The sequence below is a fragment of the Spirillospora sp. CA-294931 genome, from assembly GCF_050946795.1.
Lineage (GTDB): Bacteria > Actinomycetota > Actinomycetes > Streptosporangiales > Streptosporangiaceae > Spirillospora.
The window spans coordinates 2711862-2728456 of record NZ_CP192006.1 but is presented as its reverse complement, the minus strand read 5'-3'; the positions used below and the strand labels follow the sequence as shown (position 1 = coordinate 2728456).

Here is a 16595-nt window from a genome sequence, read left to right as displayed (position 1 = left end):
CGAACCGCGCCGCGGTTCGCGACCTGATCCGCCGCGCGGCTAGCGGCGGCGAGCGTGGAGGAAGTCGCTCAGGCGGCCGACGGCGTCCTCGAGGTCGTCGGCGTGCTGGAGTGTGACGATGCGCAGGTGGTCGGTGGCGGGCCAGTTGAAGCCGGTCCCCTGGACGACGAGGATCTTCTGCCGCTCCAGCAGGTCGAAGGCGAACCGGACGTCGTCCTCGATCGGGTACATCTCGGGGTCGAGGCGCGGGAAGACGTAGAGCGCCCCCTGGGGGCGGACGCAGCTCACCCCCGGGATGTCGTTGAGCAGTTTCCAGGCGCGGTCACGCTGCTCGCCGAGCCGCCCGGTGGGCAGGACGAGGTCCTGGATGCTCTGGTGGCCGCCGAGCGCGGCCTGGATGGCGTGCTGGCCGGGCACGTTCGGGCACAGCCGCATGTTGGCCAGGATGTCGAGCCCCTCGATGTAGGACTCGGCATGCCGCTTGGGCCCCGAAAGGACGACCCAGCCCGAGCGGAACCCGGCGACGCGGTAGTTCTTGGAGAGCCCGCCGAAGGTCAGGCACAGCAGGTCGGGGGCCAGCGACGCGACGGAGACGTGCTCGGCGCCGTCGTACAGGATCCGGTCGTAGATCTCGTCCGCGAAGATGATCAGGCCGCGGCGGCGGGCGAGCTCGACCAGGCCCTGGAGCACCTCGCGCGTGTAGACGGCCCCGGTGGGGTTGTTCGGGTTGATCAGCACGAGCGCGCGGGTGCGGGCGGTGAGCTTGGCCTCGATGTCGTCCAGGCTCGGCGCCCAGTCGGCGGACTCGTCGCACAGGTAGTGGACGGGCGTTCCCCCGCACAGCGAGACGGCCGCCGTCCACAGGGGGTAGTCGGGGGCGGGGATCAGCACCTCGTCGCCGTCGTCGAGCAGCGCCTGGAGGGTCATCACGATCAGCTCGGACACCCCGTTGCCGAGGTAGACGTCCTCGACGTCCAGGCCGGTGACGCCCTGGTCCTCGTAGCGCTGGACGATCGCGCGCCGCGCGGGCAGGATCCCCTTGGAGTCGCTGTAGCCGTGCGCGTCCGGCAGGTTGCGGATCATGTCCTGGAGCAGTTCCGGCGGGGCCTCGAAACCGAAGGGGGCCGGGTTGCCGATGTGGAGCTTGAGGATCCGCTGCCCCTCGGCCTCCAGTTGCTTGGCCCGCTTGAGCACCGGCCCGCGGATGTCGTAACAGACGTTGCTGAGCTTCCCCGACTGGTTGACCTGCATGCCCTCACCCTAATCGCGCCCCCGGGACGGCGGCGGCACAACGTCCCGGCCTCACGAGGCGGTGACCCTCTCCACGTGGGTCACATCGCTGGTGAGGGGGGTGCCGTCCTGTCCCCGGGGACGGAGTTCGGCGATCGGTCGTCCCTCGGCATCGGTCAGGCGTGAGCGGGGCTCGCCGTCGGTGAAGGCGTGGCGCTCGCCCCACTGTCTCAGCGCCACGATGGTGGTGAACAGGTCCTTCCCGGACTCGGTCAGCTCATAGACATGCCGTTTGCCGCTGGGGCTGGTGCTCAGGACACCGTGGTCGACGAGCTTGCGGAGCCGGTCGCTGAGGATGTTGCGGGCGATGCCGAGCCGCCGGCGCAGCTCGGTGAAGGACGCCGGGCCGTCCATGGCGTCGCGCACGATGAGCAGGCTCCAGCGGTCGCCGACGAGATCGATCGTCCGGGCGACCGGGCAGGTGGGATCGGTCCAGTCGCGGCCGGGTCCGCTGTCGGCCATCGCGCCCCTCCAAGCTTGGTTGCACTTTGAAACCATTATGTCCTACGCTCTCAATGGTTTCATTTTAAAACCAATTGGGGGTGTGGGGATGACCGGGATCACGCGTGCCCAGCGGATCGTCCTGGCCGTGGTGTGCGCCGCGGCGGTGGCCACGGTGTACGCGATCCAGCCGGTGCTGGAAGCCGCGGGCGCCGAGCTGGGGCTGGCGGGCGAGTCGCTGGGATGGCTGGCGGCCGCGGCGCAGTTCGGCTACTTCGCGGGCCTGGTCCTGCTGGTCCCGCTTGGGGACGTGGTGGACCGGCGGCGGCTCGTCGCCGGGCACCTCGTGCTCGTCGCCGTGGGTGCGGGGACGGTGGCCCTCGCCCCGAATGGCGTGATCGCGGCGGCGGGGCTGGCGATCGCGGGCTTCTTCGCGGTCGTGGTGCAGGTCGCGGTGGCCTATGTCGCGGCCGTCTCCGCGCCGGGGGAGCGCGGACGCAATATCGGCGCGGTCACCTCGGGCGTGGTGATCGGGATTCTCGGGGCCCGCGTTCTGGCGGGGGCTCTCGGCGACACGGTCGGATGGCGGGCCGTCTACCTCGTGCTCGCGCTGCTGTGCGTCGTGCTCGCCGTGGCCGTCCGCACGGGCCTTCGCCCGGACCCGAGAGCGTCCCGGGTGCGGTACGCGCAGGCGATCGGCGCGATGGCGCGGCTGGTCGCCACGGACCGGTTGTTCCTCAGCCGGGGGCTTGTCACCTTCTTCCTCTTCGCGTCCTTCGGGACTCTCTGGAGCGGGCTGGCCCTCCCGCTCGGCGCCGAACCCTGGTCGTTCGGCACCACCGAGATCGGCCTGTTCGGGCTGGCCGGTCTGGCAGGGGCCCTCGGAGCCGCCCGGGCGGGACGGTGGGCCGACGGCGGCCGCGCCCAGCCGATCACGGGCTGGTCGCTCGCGCTGCTGGCGGCGTCCTGGCTGCTCATCGCCCGGACGGAGCCGACCCTGTGGCCGCTGGTCGCGGGGATCGTGCTGCTGGACTTCGCCGTCCAGGCCGTCCACGTCAGCAGCCAGCACCTGCTGACCACGGCGCACCCGAACCGCGCCAGCGGCGTCATCGGCGCCTACATGGCCTTCTACTCCCTGGGGTCCGCACTGGGTGCCGTCACCTCCGTCTGGGCCTACACGACCTGGGGCTGGTGGGCCACCTGCCTGGTGGGCGCCTCGTACGCCGTGCTCGGGCTCGTCGCGTGGGCCCACCACGAGCGGTCCGGTGCGGTCGCCCGTCCCCGCGAGGCGGCCCCGCAGGGATGCCGATGACCTCCGCCCCCGCGAGGGCCGCCCTGGGAGGGGCGGCCCGCCGCGGAGGGGTCAGGGGGAGGCGATGGCCCCCAGGACGGCCATGCGCGCGGCGCGGCGCGCCGGACGGATCGCCGCCAGGACGCCCGCCAGGGCGCCGATCAGGCCGATGATCACCAGCTGGACGGCCGGTGCGGCGAACGGGTTGCCCAGGGCCAGGCTGAGGGCCCAGCCGAGGAACAGTCCCAGGCCGAGGCCGCCCGCCGTGCCGAACAGGGCGACGATCACCGACTCCCAGCGGACCATTGAGCGGACCTGCGGGCGGGTGGCGCCGACGGCGCGCAGGAGGCCCAGCTCGCGGGTGCGCTCGTGCACCGAGAGGGAGAGGGTGTTGGCGATGCCCAGCAGCGCGATGATGATGGCCAGGGCGAGCATCGCGTAGACGATGCCGAGGAAGCCGTTCATGTTCTCGGTCTGGGCGGTGATGTATTCGTCGCGGGTCTCCATGGGCGGCGACCCGTATGGGGTGGTGAGCGCGGTGAGCGCGCGGTCGGCTTCGGCCTCGGAGGCGCCCGGCTTCAGGGTGATGAAGGCCAGAGTGTCCAGGACCTGCCGGTTGTGGGCGCTCCAGGCGGTGCGCGGCAGCAGGTAGTCGCCGGCGACGTCGTCGTTCTTGTAGATCGCCCCGACCGTGAAGTCCTGCCGGGAGCCGTCGGCGAAGGTGACCGAGGCGCGGGAGCCGACCTTCAGGTCGCGGTCGTCGGCCGCGTCCTTGGAGACGGCGAACGTGCCGGGCCCGGCCAGCGAGCCCTGCTCGACGTCCATGTCGACGACGCGCTGGAGCCTGGTCGGGTCCGCGACGCGGATCTCGGCGTTCTTCCCGTTGACCCGGACGGCGCCCATGCCGACGCCCGCGACGTCCTTGACCTGAGGAAGCCTGCTGATGTCCTCGGCCAGTCGCGGGCTGAAGCCGCCGACCTCGCTGAAGCCGCCGTTGACCACGAACTGCCCGTGGAACGACCCTGCCGCGCGGTCCTCCAGCGACAGCCGGAACGACCCGATGAAAACCGTCAGCAGCGTGACGACGCCGACGCCGATCATCAGCGCGGTGGCGGCACCAGCCGTCCTACGGGGGCTGCGGGCGGCGTTGTCGCGAGCCAGCATCCCGGGGACGCCGCGCAGGCGGGCGGCGGGGCCTCCCGCGACGGCGGCGGCCGGACGCGCCGCGATCGGGCCGAGCACGACCATCACGACCATGGTCATCACGGCGCCCATGCTGGTCAGGCCGCCCTGCTCGCTCAGGGCTCCGACGATGACGGCGCCCACGGCCACGGCGCCGAGCACCGCGCCGACGATCACGCGGGTCTCCGACGAGCGGGCCGGCTCGGACGCGACCTCGCGCAGCGCCGCCAGCGGCGCCACCCGGGACGCCTTCAGCGCCGGTCCGAGCGCCGACACCAGCGTCACGAGCAGCCCTACGGGGACGGCGATCAGCATCGTCCGGGCGCTGAACACCAGCCCCTGGGACGACAGGCCCATGCCCATCTGCGACAGGGCCATCTTCAGCAGGGAGGCGATGCTGAGCCCACCGGCCAGCCCGGCCAATGTGGCGATCACGCCGACGAGCAGCGCCTCGGCCGCGACCATGGTCAGGACCTGGCGCCGTCCCGCCCCCAGCGCCCGCAGCAGCGCCGACTCCCGGACGCGCTGGGCCACCGTGATGGCGAAGGTGTTGTGGATGCTGAACGCCGCGACGAGCAGCGCGACGCCACCGAACGCGCCGAGGAAGACGCGGAACCGGTCGGCGAAGGTGGCGCCGATCTGGTCGGTGCTCTCGTCGCTGAGAGCCTTGCCGGTGATGGCCTCGGAACCGGCGGGGAGGACGGGCTTCACGCGCGCCGCCAGGGCGTCCTGGCCGACTCCGTCCTTGGCCCGGACGACGACCGCGGAGATCCTGTTCGGGTCGGGGGTGATGTGCTTGCGGGCGCCTTCCAGGGAGAACGCGGTGAAGGACGTCCCGCCGAACGCCTCGTCCTCGCCGAACATGCTGATCCCGACGACCGTCACCGGGACCTTGCGCGGGGTCAGCACGGCGGTGCGGTCGCCGACGCCGAGCTTGCCCTCCTTGGCGTACCGCTTGTTGATCACGACCTCGTCGGGTCCGCGCGGGGCGCGTCCCTCGTCGATGCGGTAGGGGTTGAGCGCGGGGTCCGACAGCCAGTTCCCGGCGTTGCGCGGCCCCTGGACCTCCAGGATGGAGCCGTCCTTGGCCAGCAGCTGTCCCGACCCCTGGATGACCGGCTCGGCGTGCGCGACGCCGTCGACCGCGCGGACGCGGTCCAGGGCGGAGGCGTCGATCTCGCCGCGCAGCCGTCCCGGCTCGGTGGTGACGCTGGTGGAGTTGCGGACGGTGACGTCGGTGCCGGCGTAGGCGCGGGACACGCTGCCCTCGATGCCCTTGATGAGGGTGTCGCCGAGGACGAGCGTCCCGGTGAGCATCGCGACGCCGAGGAAGACGGCGAAGAGCGAGCCGACCAGGCGCCGCTTGCGTCCCCAGAGCTCGGTGAAGATCAGGCCGGGCATCAGTGGCTCCCCAGGTCGCGCATGCGGTCCAGGACGCGGTCGGCGGTCGGCTCGGGCATGATGTCCACGACCCGGCCGTCCGCCAGGAAGATCACCGAGTCGGCGACGGCGGCCGCGACGGGATCGTGGGTGACCATCGCGACGGTCTGGCCGAGGTCGTCCACGGCCTCCCTGAGCATGGCCAGCACCTCGCCCCCGGTCCGCGAGTCCAGGTTGCCGGTGGGCTCGTCGGCGAAGACGATCCGCGGCCGGGTGACCAGGGCGCGGGCGAGCGCGACGCGCTGCTGCTGCCCGCCCGACATCTCGGCGGGACGGTGCGAGAGGCGGTCGCCGAGCCCGAGCGCCTTGACGACGGTCTCCAGCCACGCCTGGTCGGGCGTCGTCCCGGCGAGGGTCATCGGGAGCAGGATGTTGTCGCGGGCGGTCAGCGTCGGGAGCAGGTTGAACGCCTGGAAGACGAACCCGATCTTCTCCCGGCGCAGCCGGGTGAGCTGCCGGTCCGAGAGGGAACCGAGCTCGGCGTCCCCGAGGAACACCTCTCCCGACGTCGGGGACTCCAGCCCCGCGACGCAGTGCATCAGCGTGGACTTGCCGGCCCCCGACGGCCCCATCACGGCGGTGAACCTGCCCGCCGGGAGGACGACACTGACCTCGTCGAGCGCGCGCACGGCCGTGTCACCCGACCCGTACTCCTTGGTCAGGCGGACGGTGCGGGCGGCGCCGTTCGCCTCCTCCGACGTCGCCTGCATGATTCGTTTCCTTGCCTCTGCGGTGTTTCCCATGGCCGGGATCGTCCTGCCAGGGTGTGCCGCGCGTCGTCGGGCCAGGAGAGGCATGGGTGCTGCGCTGGTGGGTGCACGCGGGCGCTCCGGCGTACGTCACCGGGCGTAGGCACGGGACTTCCCGCAGGTCAACGCTTGGACAAGGTGTCCAATTGTGATGCGCGCAACATACAAGCAGGCTTGCTTGCTTGTATGTCGCGCCGTACCGTCGAAGACATGTCAGTAAGTAGTCGCCGACGCCACGGGCGGCGGCGCACCGGTGGCAGCGGGAACCGCCGCACCCAGGAGGAACGCCGGTCCCAGACCCAGGCGCGGCTGCTGGACGCCACCATGGGGTGCCTGGTCGATCTCGGCTGGTCGCGCACGTCCACCACCGAGGTGGCCCGGCGCGCGGGCGTCTCACGCGGGGCGCAGCAGCACCACTACCCCACCAAGATGCTGCTGGTCGCGGCGGCGCTGGAGCATCTGCTGGAGGCGCAGCGGCTGGCCTATGTCTCGGCCTTCGCCACGCTCCCGCCCGAGCGGCGCAACGTCGAGGGCGCCCTCGACCTGCTGTGGGAGGTCTTCCGGGCCCCTCCCGCCCGGGCCCTGCTGGAACTGGCCGTCGCGGCGCGCACCGACGACGAGCTCCGTCCCCTGTGCGTCGACCTCAACGAGCGGATCCTGGAGGTCATCGCCGAGACCTTCGGACGCCTGTTCCCCCAGAACGCCCTGCCCGAGGACTTCGTGCCGAACATGCTGCGGGGCGTCTTCGCGATGTTCGTCGGCCTGGCCGTCCAGAACGCGCTGGACGACGACCGCGAGGGGCACCAGGAGGCCGTCCTCGCCCAGTTCAAGATGATCGCGCGGCTGGTCATACCGGACCCCGGCGACCCGAAGACGAACGACACCACCCCAGAGGGAGCGCAGTCATGACCCAGGCACCCACCGAACTCGCCGAGGAAGTCCGCGCGCAGGTCAAGGACAAGAAGTCCTATCTGGGCGTGATCGACCGGCTGAACAAGGCGTCGGTCGACAAGCACTGGGAGGCCTACCGCGACATCCCGTGGGACGACCCCGACTTCCAGGTCGACAAGAACGACCCGCGGTGGATCCTGTCGCCCGCCACCGATCCCCTGGGGGCCAGCGACTGGTACAAGGCGCAGCCGCCGGAGATCCAGGCGCAGATCGGGCTGTGGCGGGTGGCGACCGCGATGAAGATCGGGCTGCAGTTCGAGAACCTGCTCAAGCGCGGCCTGCTCAACTACGCCTACCGGCTGCCCAACGGGCGTCCGGAGTTCCGGTACGTCTACCACGAGACGACCGAGGAATGTCACCACGGGATGATGTTCCAGGAGTTCGTCAACCGCACCAAGATGCCGATCAAGGGGATGCCCCGGTCGCTCAGCGCGGTCGCGCAGGTCGCCCCCTGGATCCCGCTGGTCAACACCGAGCTGTTCTTCGTGTTCGTGCTCGGCGGCGAGGACCCGATCGACTTCGTCCAGCGCAAGTCGCTCAAGGGCGGGCACATCAAGCACCCGCTCGAAGAGACGATCATGAAGATCCACATCGCCGAGGAGGCCCGGCACATCTCCTTCGCCCGGCACTACCTCAAGCACCGGGTGCCGAACATGAACCCGATCCGGCGGCGGATCCTCGGGCTCGTCACCCCGATCATCCTCGGCATCATGGCCCGGATCATGCTCTCGCCGCCCGGCCCGCTGGTGCGGCGGTTCAACATCCCCAAGGACGTCGTCCGCGAGGCCTACGACACCGAGGAGTCGCGCGCGCAGATCCGCGACTGCGTGGGCAAGATCCGCGACCTGATGGCCGAGCTCGACCTGATCACGCTCCCCAACCGTCAGCTCTGGAAGGCGTTCGGCATCTGGGACGCGCCCCGCAAGCCCGGCGCCAAGGCCGCGTGACGATGCTGACGCCCGCGGCGGGCCCCGGCGGCCCCTTCACGGTCGTGATCGTCGGCACCGGGTTCTCCGGGCTCGGGCTGGCGATCGCGCTGAAGAAGTCCGGCACGCACGACTTCGTCATCCTGGAGAAGGCCGACGAGGTCGGCGGCACCTGGCGCGAGAACACCTACCCGGGGTGCGCGTGCGACATCATGTCGCTGCTCTACTCCTACTCGTTCGCGCCCAAGCGCGACTGGTCGCGGATGTTCCCCCGGCAGTCGGAGATCCTCGACTACATCAAGGAGCTCGTCGAGGAGTACGACCTCGCCCAGCACATCCGCTTCGGCGCCGAGGTCACCGGCGCGGAGTACGAGGACGACTCCGGCACCTGGCGCGTCCTGGTCAACGGGGGCGAGGAGGTCGTCCGGGGCCGTGCCCTGGCCGCCGGGATGGGACCGCTCCACCAGCCGAGTGTGCCCGACCTGCCGGGCCTGGCGTCCTTCACCGGGCGCACCTTCCACTCGGCCGAGTGGGACCACGACTACGACCTTTCCGGCAAGCGCGTCGCGGTCATCGGGACGGGCGCCTCGGCGATCCAGTTCATCCCGCGGATCGCCGAGCGCACGTCCAAGCTCACGGTCTTCCAGCGGACGCCGCCGTGGATCCTGCCCAAGCCCGACCGCCGCATCACCAGGACCGAGCAGCGGCTGTTCCGCCGCGTGCCCGGCGTCCAGCGGGCCTACCGCGACGCGATCTACCTGATGCAGGAGAGCTTCGTCCTGGGGTTCAAGAACCCCCGGCTGCTCAAGATCGCCAGCGGGCTCGCCAAGGCGCAGCTCGCCCACCAGGTGCGCGACAAGGAGCTGCGCCGCAAGCTGACCCCCGACTACACGATGGGCTGCAAGCGGACGCTGGTCTCCAGCGACTACTATCCGGCGCTCACCCGTCCCAACGTGGAGCTGACCACCGAGGGCATCGCCGAGGTCCGCGAGCGTTCCATCGTCACCCGGGACGGCCGCGAGCACGAGGTCGACGCGATCATCTTCGGCACCGGCTTCCACGTGACCGACGCCTTCGCCGACGCCCACATCACCGGGCGCGGCGGGCTGCGAATCCAGGAGGCGTGGAAGGACGGCATCCAGGCCCACCTGGGCGTCACCGTCGCGGGCTTCCCCAACTTCTTCCTGCTCCTGGGGCCCAACTCCGGCCTCGGACACAACTCGATGATCTTCATCATCGAGGCGCAGGTCAGATATGTTCTCCAGTGCCTGAGAATGCTGGACGGCACCGGGCGCATCACCGTGCGCGACACCGTCCAGGACCGCTTCAACGCCTGGGTGCAGCGCAAATCCGAAGGCGCCGTCTGGGTGGCCGGAGGCTGCACTAGCTGGTACCTGGACGAGAACGGCGTCAACCGCGCCGCCTGGCCCGCCTCCACGGTCAACTACTGGCTGCGCACCCGCCGCCTCGACCCGGACGACTTCGAGATCGTCCACGGCTGAGCCTCGGAACACCGAGCCTCGGAACACCGAGGCTCGGAAACACCGGGCCTCGCAACACCGAGCGCCGGAACACGCACTCAAGTCGCTACCCACGGTCGCGCCGACCCCTTACACTGGCGCAATTCAACTGGCCATCCAATTAGCGGAGACGTCCATGAGCATCGCGATCGTGACCGGAGGCGCGTCGGGCATCGGCCGGGCGATCGCCACGTCCCTGGTGGCCCGAGGCGACACGGTCGTCGTCACCGACATCAACGCCGACGGCGCCGGGACCGTCGCCGACAAGCTCAACACCCTCGGCCGGGGCAAGGCCACCGCCGCCGCCCTCGACGTCACCGACGCCGACGCCGTGATCGCCCTCTACCAGGGCGTCAAGGCCGAGCACGGCCGTCTCGACCTGGTGTTCAACAACGCGGGCATCGCCATCGGCGGCCTGGCCGAGGAACTCACCCTCGACCACTGGAACCGCGCGATCGACATCAACCTCAAGGGCGTCGTCCACGGCGTCCACGCCGCCTATCCGATCATGCTCGACCAGGGATCGGGCCACATCGTCAACACCGCGTCCCTCGCGGGCCTGGTCCCGATGCCGGCCGGAATCCCCTACACCGCCACCAAGCACGCCGTCGTCGGCCTGTCTCTCGGCCTGCGCGCCGAGGCCGCCGGACGCGGTGTCAAGGTCAGCGTCGTCTGCCCGAGCTTCGTCGACACTCCGCTGCTCACCAACGTCAACCCGGACCTCCCCGCCACCGCGATGAGCGGCGACGCCAAGGAGGAGATCCAGAAGGCGTCCCCCCGCCTCTACACAGCCGAGAAGCTGGCCGTCGACATCCTGCGCGGCGTCCGCAGGAACAAGGCCCTCATCGTCGCCCCCGCCCACGGCCGCATCGCCTGGCGAGGCGTCCGCCTCAACCCCGCCCTGGCCGTCCGAGCCGCACAGTTCGCCGCCGACCGCCTCCGCGCCGACACCAAGTGATTCGTCACCCTGGATCTAACAAATAGCCCGGGGGAAGCTCGCCTTTCGGCTTCGCTTCCCCCGGGCTGGGTAACGCACTCGCACGCGGGGCTGAGGTTGCGGCGAGGCAGCGAACGGTCAGGCGACCGCGGCACCGAAGCGGACGGCGCCCGCCGGGACACCATCGCTTCCGGGAACGAACACCCCTCTGAGGAAGCCGTGCGCGGCACCCTGGCTGTGGGTCACGTCATCGGGGGCGCCGACCAGTTCGCTGCCTTCGGGACGGCTGCTCAAGGCGGCACCGAAGTGGTCACCGGCCTCGGGCTTGCCGGCGTAGTTCGACTGAGTGATCAGGGTGTTGTTGGTGGCCGGCGCGCCGGCCATCGGGTCGAACCTGTGCACCGCACCGGCGTCGGCCGCGGCACCGACGTCCTCGTTCGGCAGACCGACCAGGAGCGACCCGACGGTGTCGTGCCGCGCGCCCTCCAGCTCCAGCACCGAGCCGAACCGGTCTCCCGCCTCGGCCGTGTCCGCCACTCCGACGATGTCCTGGTCGACGCTCCACCGCTGTGACAGCGGCACCTCGTCCTTGTCCTCGGTGAAGAACAGATACGCCATTCCGGCGTCGGCGACCGAACCGATGTCCTCGGTGGGGACGCCGATCGCCAGCCGGAGGCTGGTCGGACCGTCGATCTCGTGGTACGCCGCGGCCGACAGGGCGGCGCCGAACTGGTCGCCGGTCTCCGGGGTGCCGGCCACGCCCGCGGTTTCCTGCGTCAACGGCGCGTCGCTGCTCAGACTCGTGGCCACGTGCACCATGCCCGCGTCCTTCGTGGTCTCCAGGTCCTCCCCCGGCACGCCCACGGCCAAGGTGTAGCCGCGGACCCCGTTCGTGGAACCGCCCGCGTACACGTCGACCGCGGTGCCGAACCGGTCGCCGGCCTCGGAGCCGCCGCTGATGCCGGGGCTGTTCTGCGTGATCATCGCGGCCTCGGCGACTCCCCCGGTCTCCCCGTCGAAGTGGACGACTCCCGCCGCTCCCGCGTCCGCGGCGCCGTCCACGTCCACACCCGGCGCGCCCACCGCGACGCCGGGGGACGGCATACCCTCGTCGCGGTCGGTCGTCCTGTTGACGCCCAGCGCCGCGCCGAAGCGGTCGCCCGCCTTGGGCGTGCCCGCGATGCCACCGGCACCCTGACGCAGCACCAGGGCGGCCTGGCCGCCGCCGAGCCCCGCGGCCGACCCATAGATCACGTGGACGGCGCCCGCGTCGTCGGCGGTTCCGACCGATTCCGAGGGCACGCCCACGACCAGGTCGGTGTACTTGTCGGCGTTGACCTTCAGCGTCCGGACGACGCTGCCGAAGCCGTCGTCGGCCTCCGGGGTGTCACCGACACCGGCCTGTCCCTGCGACAGCAGGGCGACCTTGTCGCCCTCACCGCCGTAGACCACATTGATCCGTCCCGCACGCGCCGTTCCGGACACCGCGGCGCCCGGGTCTCCGACCACGATGTCGGCACAGCCGTCCCCGTTGAAATCGACACTGTCTTCCTGGCACTCCGCCCGCGGCGCCGCTTGTGCCGTGCCCACACCAAACGTCATCGCGGCACTCGCCACCGCGAGCGCAACCACTGATCTGCTGAAACGCACTAAAGCCCCCATCCAGTGATCATCTTCGTTCACCAAAAAGACGCTCCACGGACAAAAGGGGTTTACCAAACGTTTGAAATACCTTGATCGCCCGGAACCAAAGGAAGGCCGCGGAAAGGGATCCGAATGCCGGGCACATGTCGCTGACCTGCACCGCGACTCGGACTCCGCGGCGCACGGCCGGAGGGAGGCCACCTCACAGCCACGGACGATGGAACGCCCGGCCTTGGGGGCCGGGCGTTCGGGTGCTCTCTACTGGGGCCAGGGGGCTCCGTTTCTCAGGGTGTCGTAGCCGATGAAGGTGAAGAGGCGGACGCCTGGTTCCAGAGGAATCGGGGCGCCGGTGTAGCGGTGCGCGCCCACGCCGTAGGCCCTCTCTTCGGGTGGGGAGAGCCAGCGCTTCTGGAAGCCGTGCTTCTCGAACCAGCGGCACAGGTCGGGGGTGAGGTCGGGGGGCTGGCGGTTGCGGGTCCAGATGACCTGGGCGTTCTCCGCGCAGAGTTGTGGCAGCAGGGAGATGGCGCGTTCCACGTCAGGGTCGGTGATGTTGCCGAAGACACCGCAGATCAGGACGAGATCGGCGGGGACCGCGCCGACATAGGCGTCGGTGCGGGACGCGTCGCCGACGACCACGTCCAGGCCGTCGAGACCCGCGCGCCGCGCGGCCCCGGACGCCGCCCGGACGTTGGCCTCGTCGAGCTCGACCAGACGGCCGACCAGGTCATGGCGGCGGGGGTGCCGCTTGACGGCACCGATCAGGTCGCGGCCCTGGCCGGCACAGGTGCTCACGACGCGGATCGGCCCGGGTGGGGCGGAGTCGAGCGCCTCGCGGACGCGTTGCTGAACGGATCTCAGGCGGCGGGAAAGCGCCGAACGGGGGTCGTCATAGGCTCCGTGCCATGCGGCCCAGTCGCGCTGGACCGGTCCTTCCTGTCGCTCCATGTGGTCAACTTATGGCCCTGTGTTATCGCGTGCGTCGAAAGTGATTCAATGACCACTCATGGTCAATGCACTACCCATTCGTCCCCTGTTTGTGCTCCAGAGTCGGATAGTGCAGGTCGAATGCCGGTCTTTCGGAACGGATCTTCGGGATGGACGTGAAGTTGTGCCGGGGTGGCGGACAGGACGTGGCCCACTCTAGGGAATGACCGAAACCCCAAGGGTCGTCGGTGGCCACGCGCGGGGCGTGGCGGGCCGTGCGGTAGACGTTGTAGAGGAAGAACAAGGTGGAGACGCCGAGAATGAACGCCCCGATGGTGGAAAGGCGATTCAGTCCGGCGAACTCCTCGGGATAGTCGGCGTAGCGGCGGGGCATTCCCTCGGCGCCCAGCCAGTGCTGAACGAGGAAGGTCGTGTGGAATCCGACGAACAGGAACCAGAAGTGGATCTTGCCGAGGGTCTCGTTCAGCATCTTCCCGGTCATCTTCGGCCACCAGAAATAGAAACCCGCGAACATCGCGAATACGACCGTCCCGAATACCACGTAATGGAAGTGGCCGACCACGAAGTAGGAGTCCTGGACGTGGAAGTCGAGCGGCGGTGACGCCAGGATGATGCCGGTCAGGCCGCCGAAGAGGAACGTCACCAGGAAGCCGATCGACCACAGCATGGGCGTCTCGAAGCTGAGCCGGCCGCGCCACATCGTCCCGACCCAGTTGAAGAACTTCACACCGGTCGGCACCGCGATCAGGAACGTCATGAACGAGAAGAACGGCAGCAGCACCTGCCCGGTGGTGAACATGTGGTGCGCCCAGACGGCCATGGACAGGCCCGCGATCGTGATCGTCGCGCCGACCATGCCGAAATAGCCGAACAGGGGCTTGCGGCTGAACACGGGAATGATCTCGGTGATGATGCCGAAGAACGGCAGCGCGATGATGTAGACCTCGGGATGGCCGAAGAACCAGAACAGGTGCTGCCACAGCAGCGCCCCGCCGGTCTCGGCGTCGAACACGTGCGAGCCGAGCCGGCGGTCGGACTCCAGCACCAGCAGCGCGGCGGCCAGGATCGGGAACGCCATCAGCACCAGCAGGCTGGTCAGCAGGATGTTCCAGGTGAAGATCGGCATCCGGAACATCGTCATGCCCGGGGCCCGCATCCCGATGATCGTGGTGATGAAGTTGACGCCGCCCAGGATCGTCCCGAAGCCGGACAGCGCCAGCCCCATGATCCACATATCGGCGCCGACGCCCGGAGATCTGATGTCGCTGGTCAGCGGGGCATAGGCCGTCCAGCCGAAGCTCGCGGCACCGCCCGGCGCGATGAAGGACGCGAAGACGATCAGCCCGCCGAACAGGAACAGCCAGTAGCTGAGCATGTTGAGGCGTGGGAACGCCACGTCCGGCGACCCGATCTGCAGCGGCATGATGACGTTCGCGAAGCCGACGAACAGCGGCGTCGCGAACAGCAGCAGCATCACCGTGCCGTGCACGGTGAACATCTGGTTGAACTGCTCGTTGCTCACGAGCTGGCGCCCCGGCTCGGCCAGCTCGGCCCTGAGGACCATGGCCATCAGCCCGGCCAGCAGGAAGAAGGTGAACGAGGTGATCAGGTACAGGTACCCGATCACCTTGTGGTCGGTGGTCGTGATCCACGTAACGAGTACCGAGCCCCGGGGACGCCGCTCGCGTGCCGGCGCCTCCGGGAGCGGACGTCCGAGCAGGACCATGCCGGGCTCCCCTTGGGACGGGTTCCCTCAACTATTCGTCAGGGTCTGGGCCCGCGCAAGGGCCCCTACTCTGGAGGCATGGAGCGAATCCTGGTGAGCGCCTGCCTGCTGGGGAGCCCCGTCCGCTATGACGGTGGCGCCAAACCCGTGGCAGACGCGATCTGGACCCGGTGGCGCGCGGAGGGCCGCCTCGTATCGGTCTGTCCGGAGATCTCGGGCGGGCTGCCCGTTCCACGCCCTCCCGCGGAGATCGTCGGCACCCGCATCCTGACCGACGCGGGCGACGACGTCACCGAACCGTTCCACCGCGGTGCCCGCCAGGCCCTCGACACCGCACGGCGATGGGACGTCCGGCTCGCCGTCCTCAAGGAGGGCAGCCCCTCCTGCGGCAGCGGACGAGTGTACGACGGCACCTTCTCCGGCTCCACCGTCCCCGGCCGGGGCGTCACCACCGAACTGCTGGAGGACGCCGGTATCCGCGTCTTCAGCGAGGACGAGCTCGTCGCGGCCGCCGACTATCTAGAGATCCTCGAAAGGGGTTAGCCCCACCATGGCCTGGATCTCCACCCGGATGCGCCGACGCGTCGAAACTGATTTCCCCGCCCACACCGACCTGGTCTGCGCCGCACTGGCCGGGCTGACCGCCGACGTCTTCCCGGACGAACCTCGCGACTCCCCACCGGTCGAGCGCATCCAGCTGGCCGCCCTCCGCGCCGCCTCGGCCGACCTCACCCGCCTGAACTCCGCCATCACCCTCGGCCGAACCGACTGGCGTGATCTCCTGGTGGGCGCCGAACTGGCCGACGGCGACTGGCGAGAACGCGTCGACGCCGAACTCTCCGGCTGAGCGGCGGCATTTCGAGGCCGTCCACCGGTCCAAGACACCTGCCGACCGCGCGCTGGGTGCCTCAGGGCACGTTCAGATAAGCGAAGACGGCCAAGACGCGACGGGTGCCGTCGTCGTCATCGCTGATGCCGAGCATGCACGTCGTGTACTTGCTGATGGCGCTGTCGCTGAGGAACAGCCGTCGGCCGATGGCCTGGTTGGACAGCCCCTCGGCCATGCGCCCGAGCACGGAATGGATGATCCACTCGACAGAAGCTTGGCGATGACAGCCGGGGCCATGGCCGTGCCGCCGCCGGCGACGCGTTCCAAGGCGTCGATGAACTGATCGGCGTCGAACACGTTCTCCTTGAGGAAGTAGCCGATGCCACCGGCACCATCGGCCAGGAGTTCACGGGCATACAGCTCCACGACGTGCTGCAACAGGATCAGAATCGGCAACCCGGGCAGCTGCGCGCGGGCATCAAGGGCCGCGCGCAGGCCCCCGTCCGACTGGGTCGGCGGCATCCGGACATCGACGATGGCGACGTCCGACCGCCAGGAGAGCAGGGCTTCGAGCGTCTCGGGCCCGGTCGCCGCCGTCGCCACCACCTGCTGCCCGTACGCCTCGACGAGGCGGACCATCCTTCGCGCAGCAGGTAGAGATCCTCGGCTACAACGATTCGCACGGAACCATCATCCTCACGCAGGTCGGCCCACCGGCCGG

The 16595-nt window shown here is 69.9% G+C and carries 14 protein-coding genes and 1 pseudogene; 7 read left to right on the top strand and 8 right to left on the bottom strand.

The genetic code is table 11. The annotated features are described in order from the left end of the window. Nucleotides 1-39: 39 nt before the first annotated feature. Nucleotides 40-1251: a pyridoxal phosphate-dependent aminotransferase gene (locus ACQPY4_RS12165; RefSeq protein WP_433335555.1), complete on the bottom strand. Its 1212-nt coding sequence runs from the start codon at nt 1249-1251 to the stop codon at nt 40-42. 51 nt (nt 1252-1302) lie between these two features. Further along, nucleotides 1303-1752, bottom strand: a complete 450-nt coding sequence (locus tag ACQPY4_RS12160; protein ID WP_433335553.1) for a winged helix-turn-helix transcriptional regulator — start codon at nt 1750-1752, stop codon at nt 1303-1305. 88 nt (nt 1753-1840) lie between these two features. Between ACQPY4_RS12160 and ACQPY4_RS12155 the strand changes: the two genes are divergently transcribed. Further along, nucleotides 1841-3043: an MFS transporter gene (locus ACQPY4_RS12155; RefSeq protein ID WP_433335551.1), complete on the top strand. Its 1203-nt coding sequence runs from the start codon at nt 1841-1843 to the stop codon at nt 3041-3043. 51 nt (nt 3044-3094) lie between these two features. Here ACQPY4_RS12155 and ACQPY4_RS12150 read toward each other — a convergent pair whose 3' ends face one another. Continuing rightward, a complete protein-coding gene (locus tag ACQPY4_RS12150) occupies nt 3095-5605 on the bottom strand; it encodes an ABC transporter permease (RefSeq protein WP_433335549.1) in 2511 nt (836 codons plus the stop codon). Next, nucleotides 5605-6354, bottom strand: coding sequence for an ABC transporter ATP-binding protein (locus tag ACQPY4_RS12145; RefSeq protein WP_433335547.1), 750 nt, complete (start codon nt 6352-6354; stop codon nt 5605-5607). The genes ACQPY4_RS12150 and ACQPY4_RS12145 overlap by 1 nt, the downstream gene beginning before the upstream one ends. Before the next feature lie 249 nt (nt 6355-6603). Here ACQPY4_RS12145 and ACQPY4_RS12140 point away from each other — a divergent pair, with 249 nt between their 5' ends. The 4 genes from ACQPY4_RS12140 to ACQPY4_RS12125 all read left to right on the top strand — a co-directional run bounded on the left by ACQPY4_RS12140 (nt 6604) and on the right by ACQPY4_RS12125 (nt 10748). Then, entirely contained in the window at nt 6604-7302 is a 699-nt protein-coding gene (locus ACQPY4_RS12140) for a TetR/AcrR family transcriptional regulator (RefSeq protein ID WP_433335545.1), read from the top strand. Further along, on the top strand, nt 7299-8291 hold the full coding sequence (locus ACQPY4_RS12135; protein WP_433335543.1) for an AurF N-oxygenase family protein: 993 nt from the start codon (nt 7299-7301) through the stop codon (nt 8289-8291). The genes ACQPY4_RS12140 and ACQPY4_RS12135 overlap by 4 nt, the downstream gene beginning before the upstream one ends. A 2-nt stretch (nt 8292-8293) precedes the next feature. Next, nucleotides 8294-9772, top strand: a complete 1479-nt coding sequence (locus ACQPY4_RS12130) for a flavin-containing monooxygenase (protein WP_433338896.1) — start codon at nt 8294-8296, stop codon at nt 9770-9772. Between the two features lie 154 nt (nt 9773-9926). After that, complete coding sequence (locus tag ACQPY4_RS12125) at nt 9927-10748, top strand: SDR family NAD(P)-dependent oxidoreductase (RefSeq protein ID WP_433335541.1); 822 nt, start codon at nt 9927-9929, stop codon at nt 10746-10748. A gap of 117 nt (nt 10749-10865) precedes the next feature. On the opposite strand, the gene ACQPY4_RS12120 is transcribed toward ACQPY4_RS12125, so the two are convergent. The 3 genes from ACQPY4_RS12120 to ctaD all read right to left on the bottom strand — a co-directional run bounded on the left by ACQPY4_RS12120 (nt 10866) and on the right by ctaD (nt 15045). Further along, the gene (locus tag ACQPY4_RS12120) at nt 10866-12329 is read right to left on the bottom strand and encodes a hypothetical protein (protein WP_433335539.1); all 1464 of its coding nucleotides are present in this window, start codon (nt 12327-12329) and stop codon (nt 10866-10868) included. A gap of 300 nt (nt 12330-12629) precedes the next feature. Beyond that, nucleotides 12630-13319 (bottom strand): SAM-dependent methyltransferase, encoded by a 690-nt coding sequence (locus tag ACQPY4_RS12115; protein ID WP_433335537.1) that lies wholly within the window; start codon nt 13317-13319, stop codon nt 12630-12632. 70 nt (nt 13320-13389) lie between these two features. Beyond that, nucleotides 13390-15045 carry an aa3-type cytochrome oxidase subunit I gene (gene ctaD / locus ACQPY4_RS12110; RefSeq protein ID WP_433335535.1) on the bottom strand — a complete coding sequence of 552 codons (1656 nt, stop codon included), beginning with the start codon at nt 15043-15045 and terminating at the stop codon, nt 13390-13392. Between the two features lie 78 nt (nt 15046-15123). On the opposite strand from ctaD, the gene ACQPY4_RS12105 reads away from it, so the two are divergent. Then, nucleotides 15124-15588 carry a DUF523 domain-containing protein gene (locus tag ACQPY4_RS12105; RefSeq protein ID WP_433335533.1) on the top strand — a complete coding sequence of 155 codons (465 nt, stop codon included), beginning with the start codon at nt 15124-15126 and terminating at the stop codon, nt 15586-15588. A 7-nt stretch (nt 15589-15595) separates the two neighbouring features. Continuing rightward, the gene (locus ACQPY4_RS12100; RefSeq protein WP_433335531.1) at nt 15596-15892 is read left to right on the top strand and encodes a hypothetical protein; all 297 of its coding nucleotides are present in this window, start codon (nt 15596-15598) and stop codon (nt 15890-15892) included. Nucleotides 15893-15953: 61 nt separating this feature from the next. On the opposite strand, the pseudogene ACQPY4_RS12095 reads toward ACQPY4_RS12100, so the two are convergent. Continuing rightward, a pseudogene (locus ACQPY4_RS12095) lies at nt 15954-16557 on the bottom strand (response regulator). Nucleotides 16558-16595: the final 38 nt, after the last annotated feature.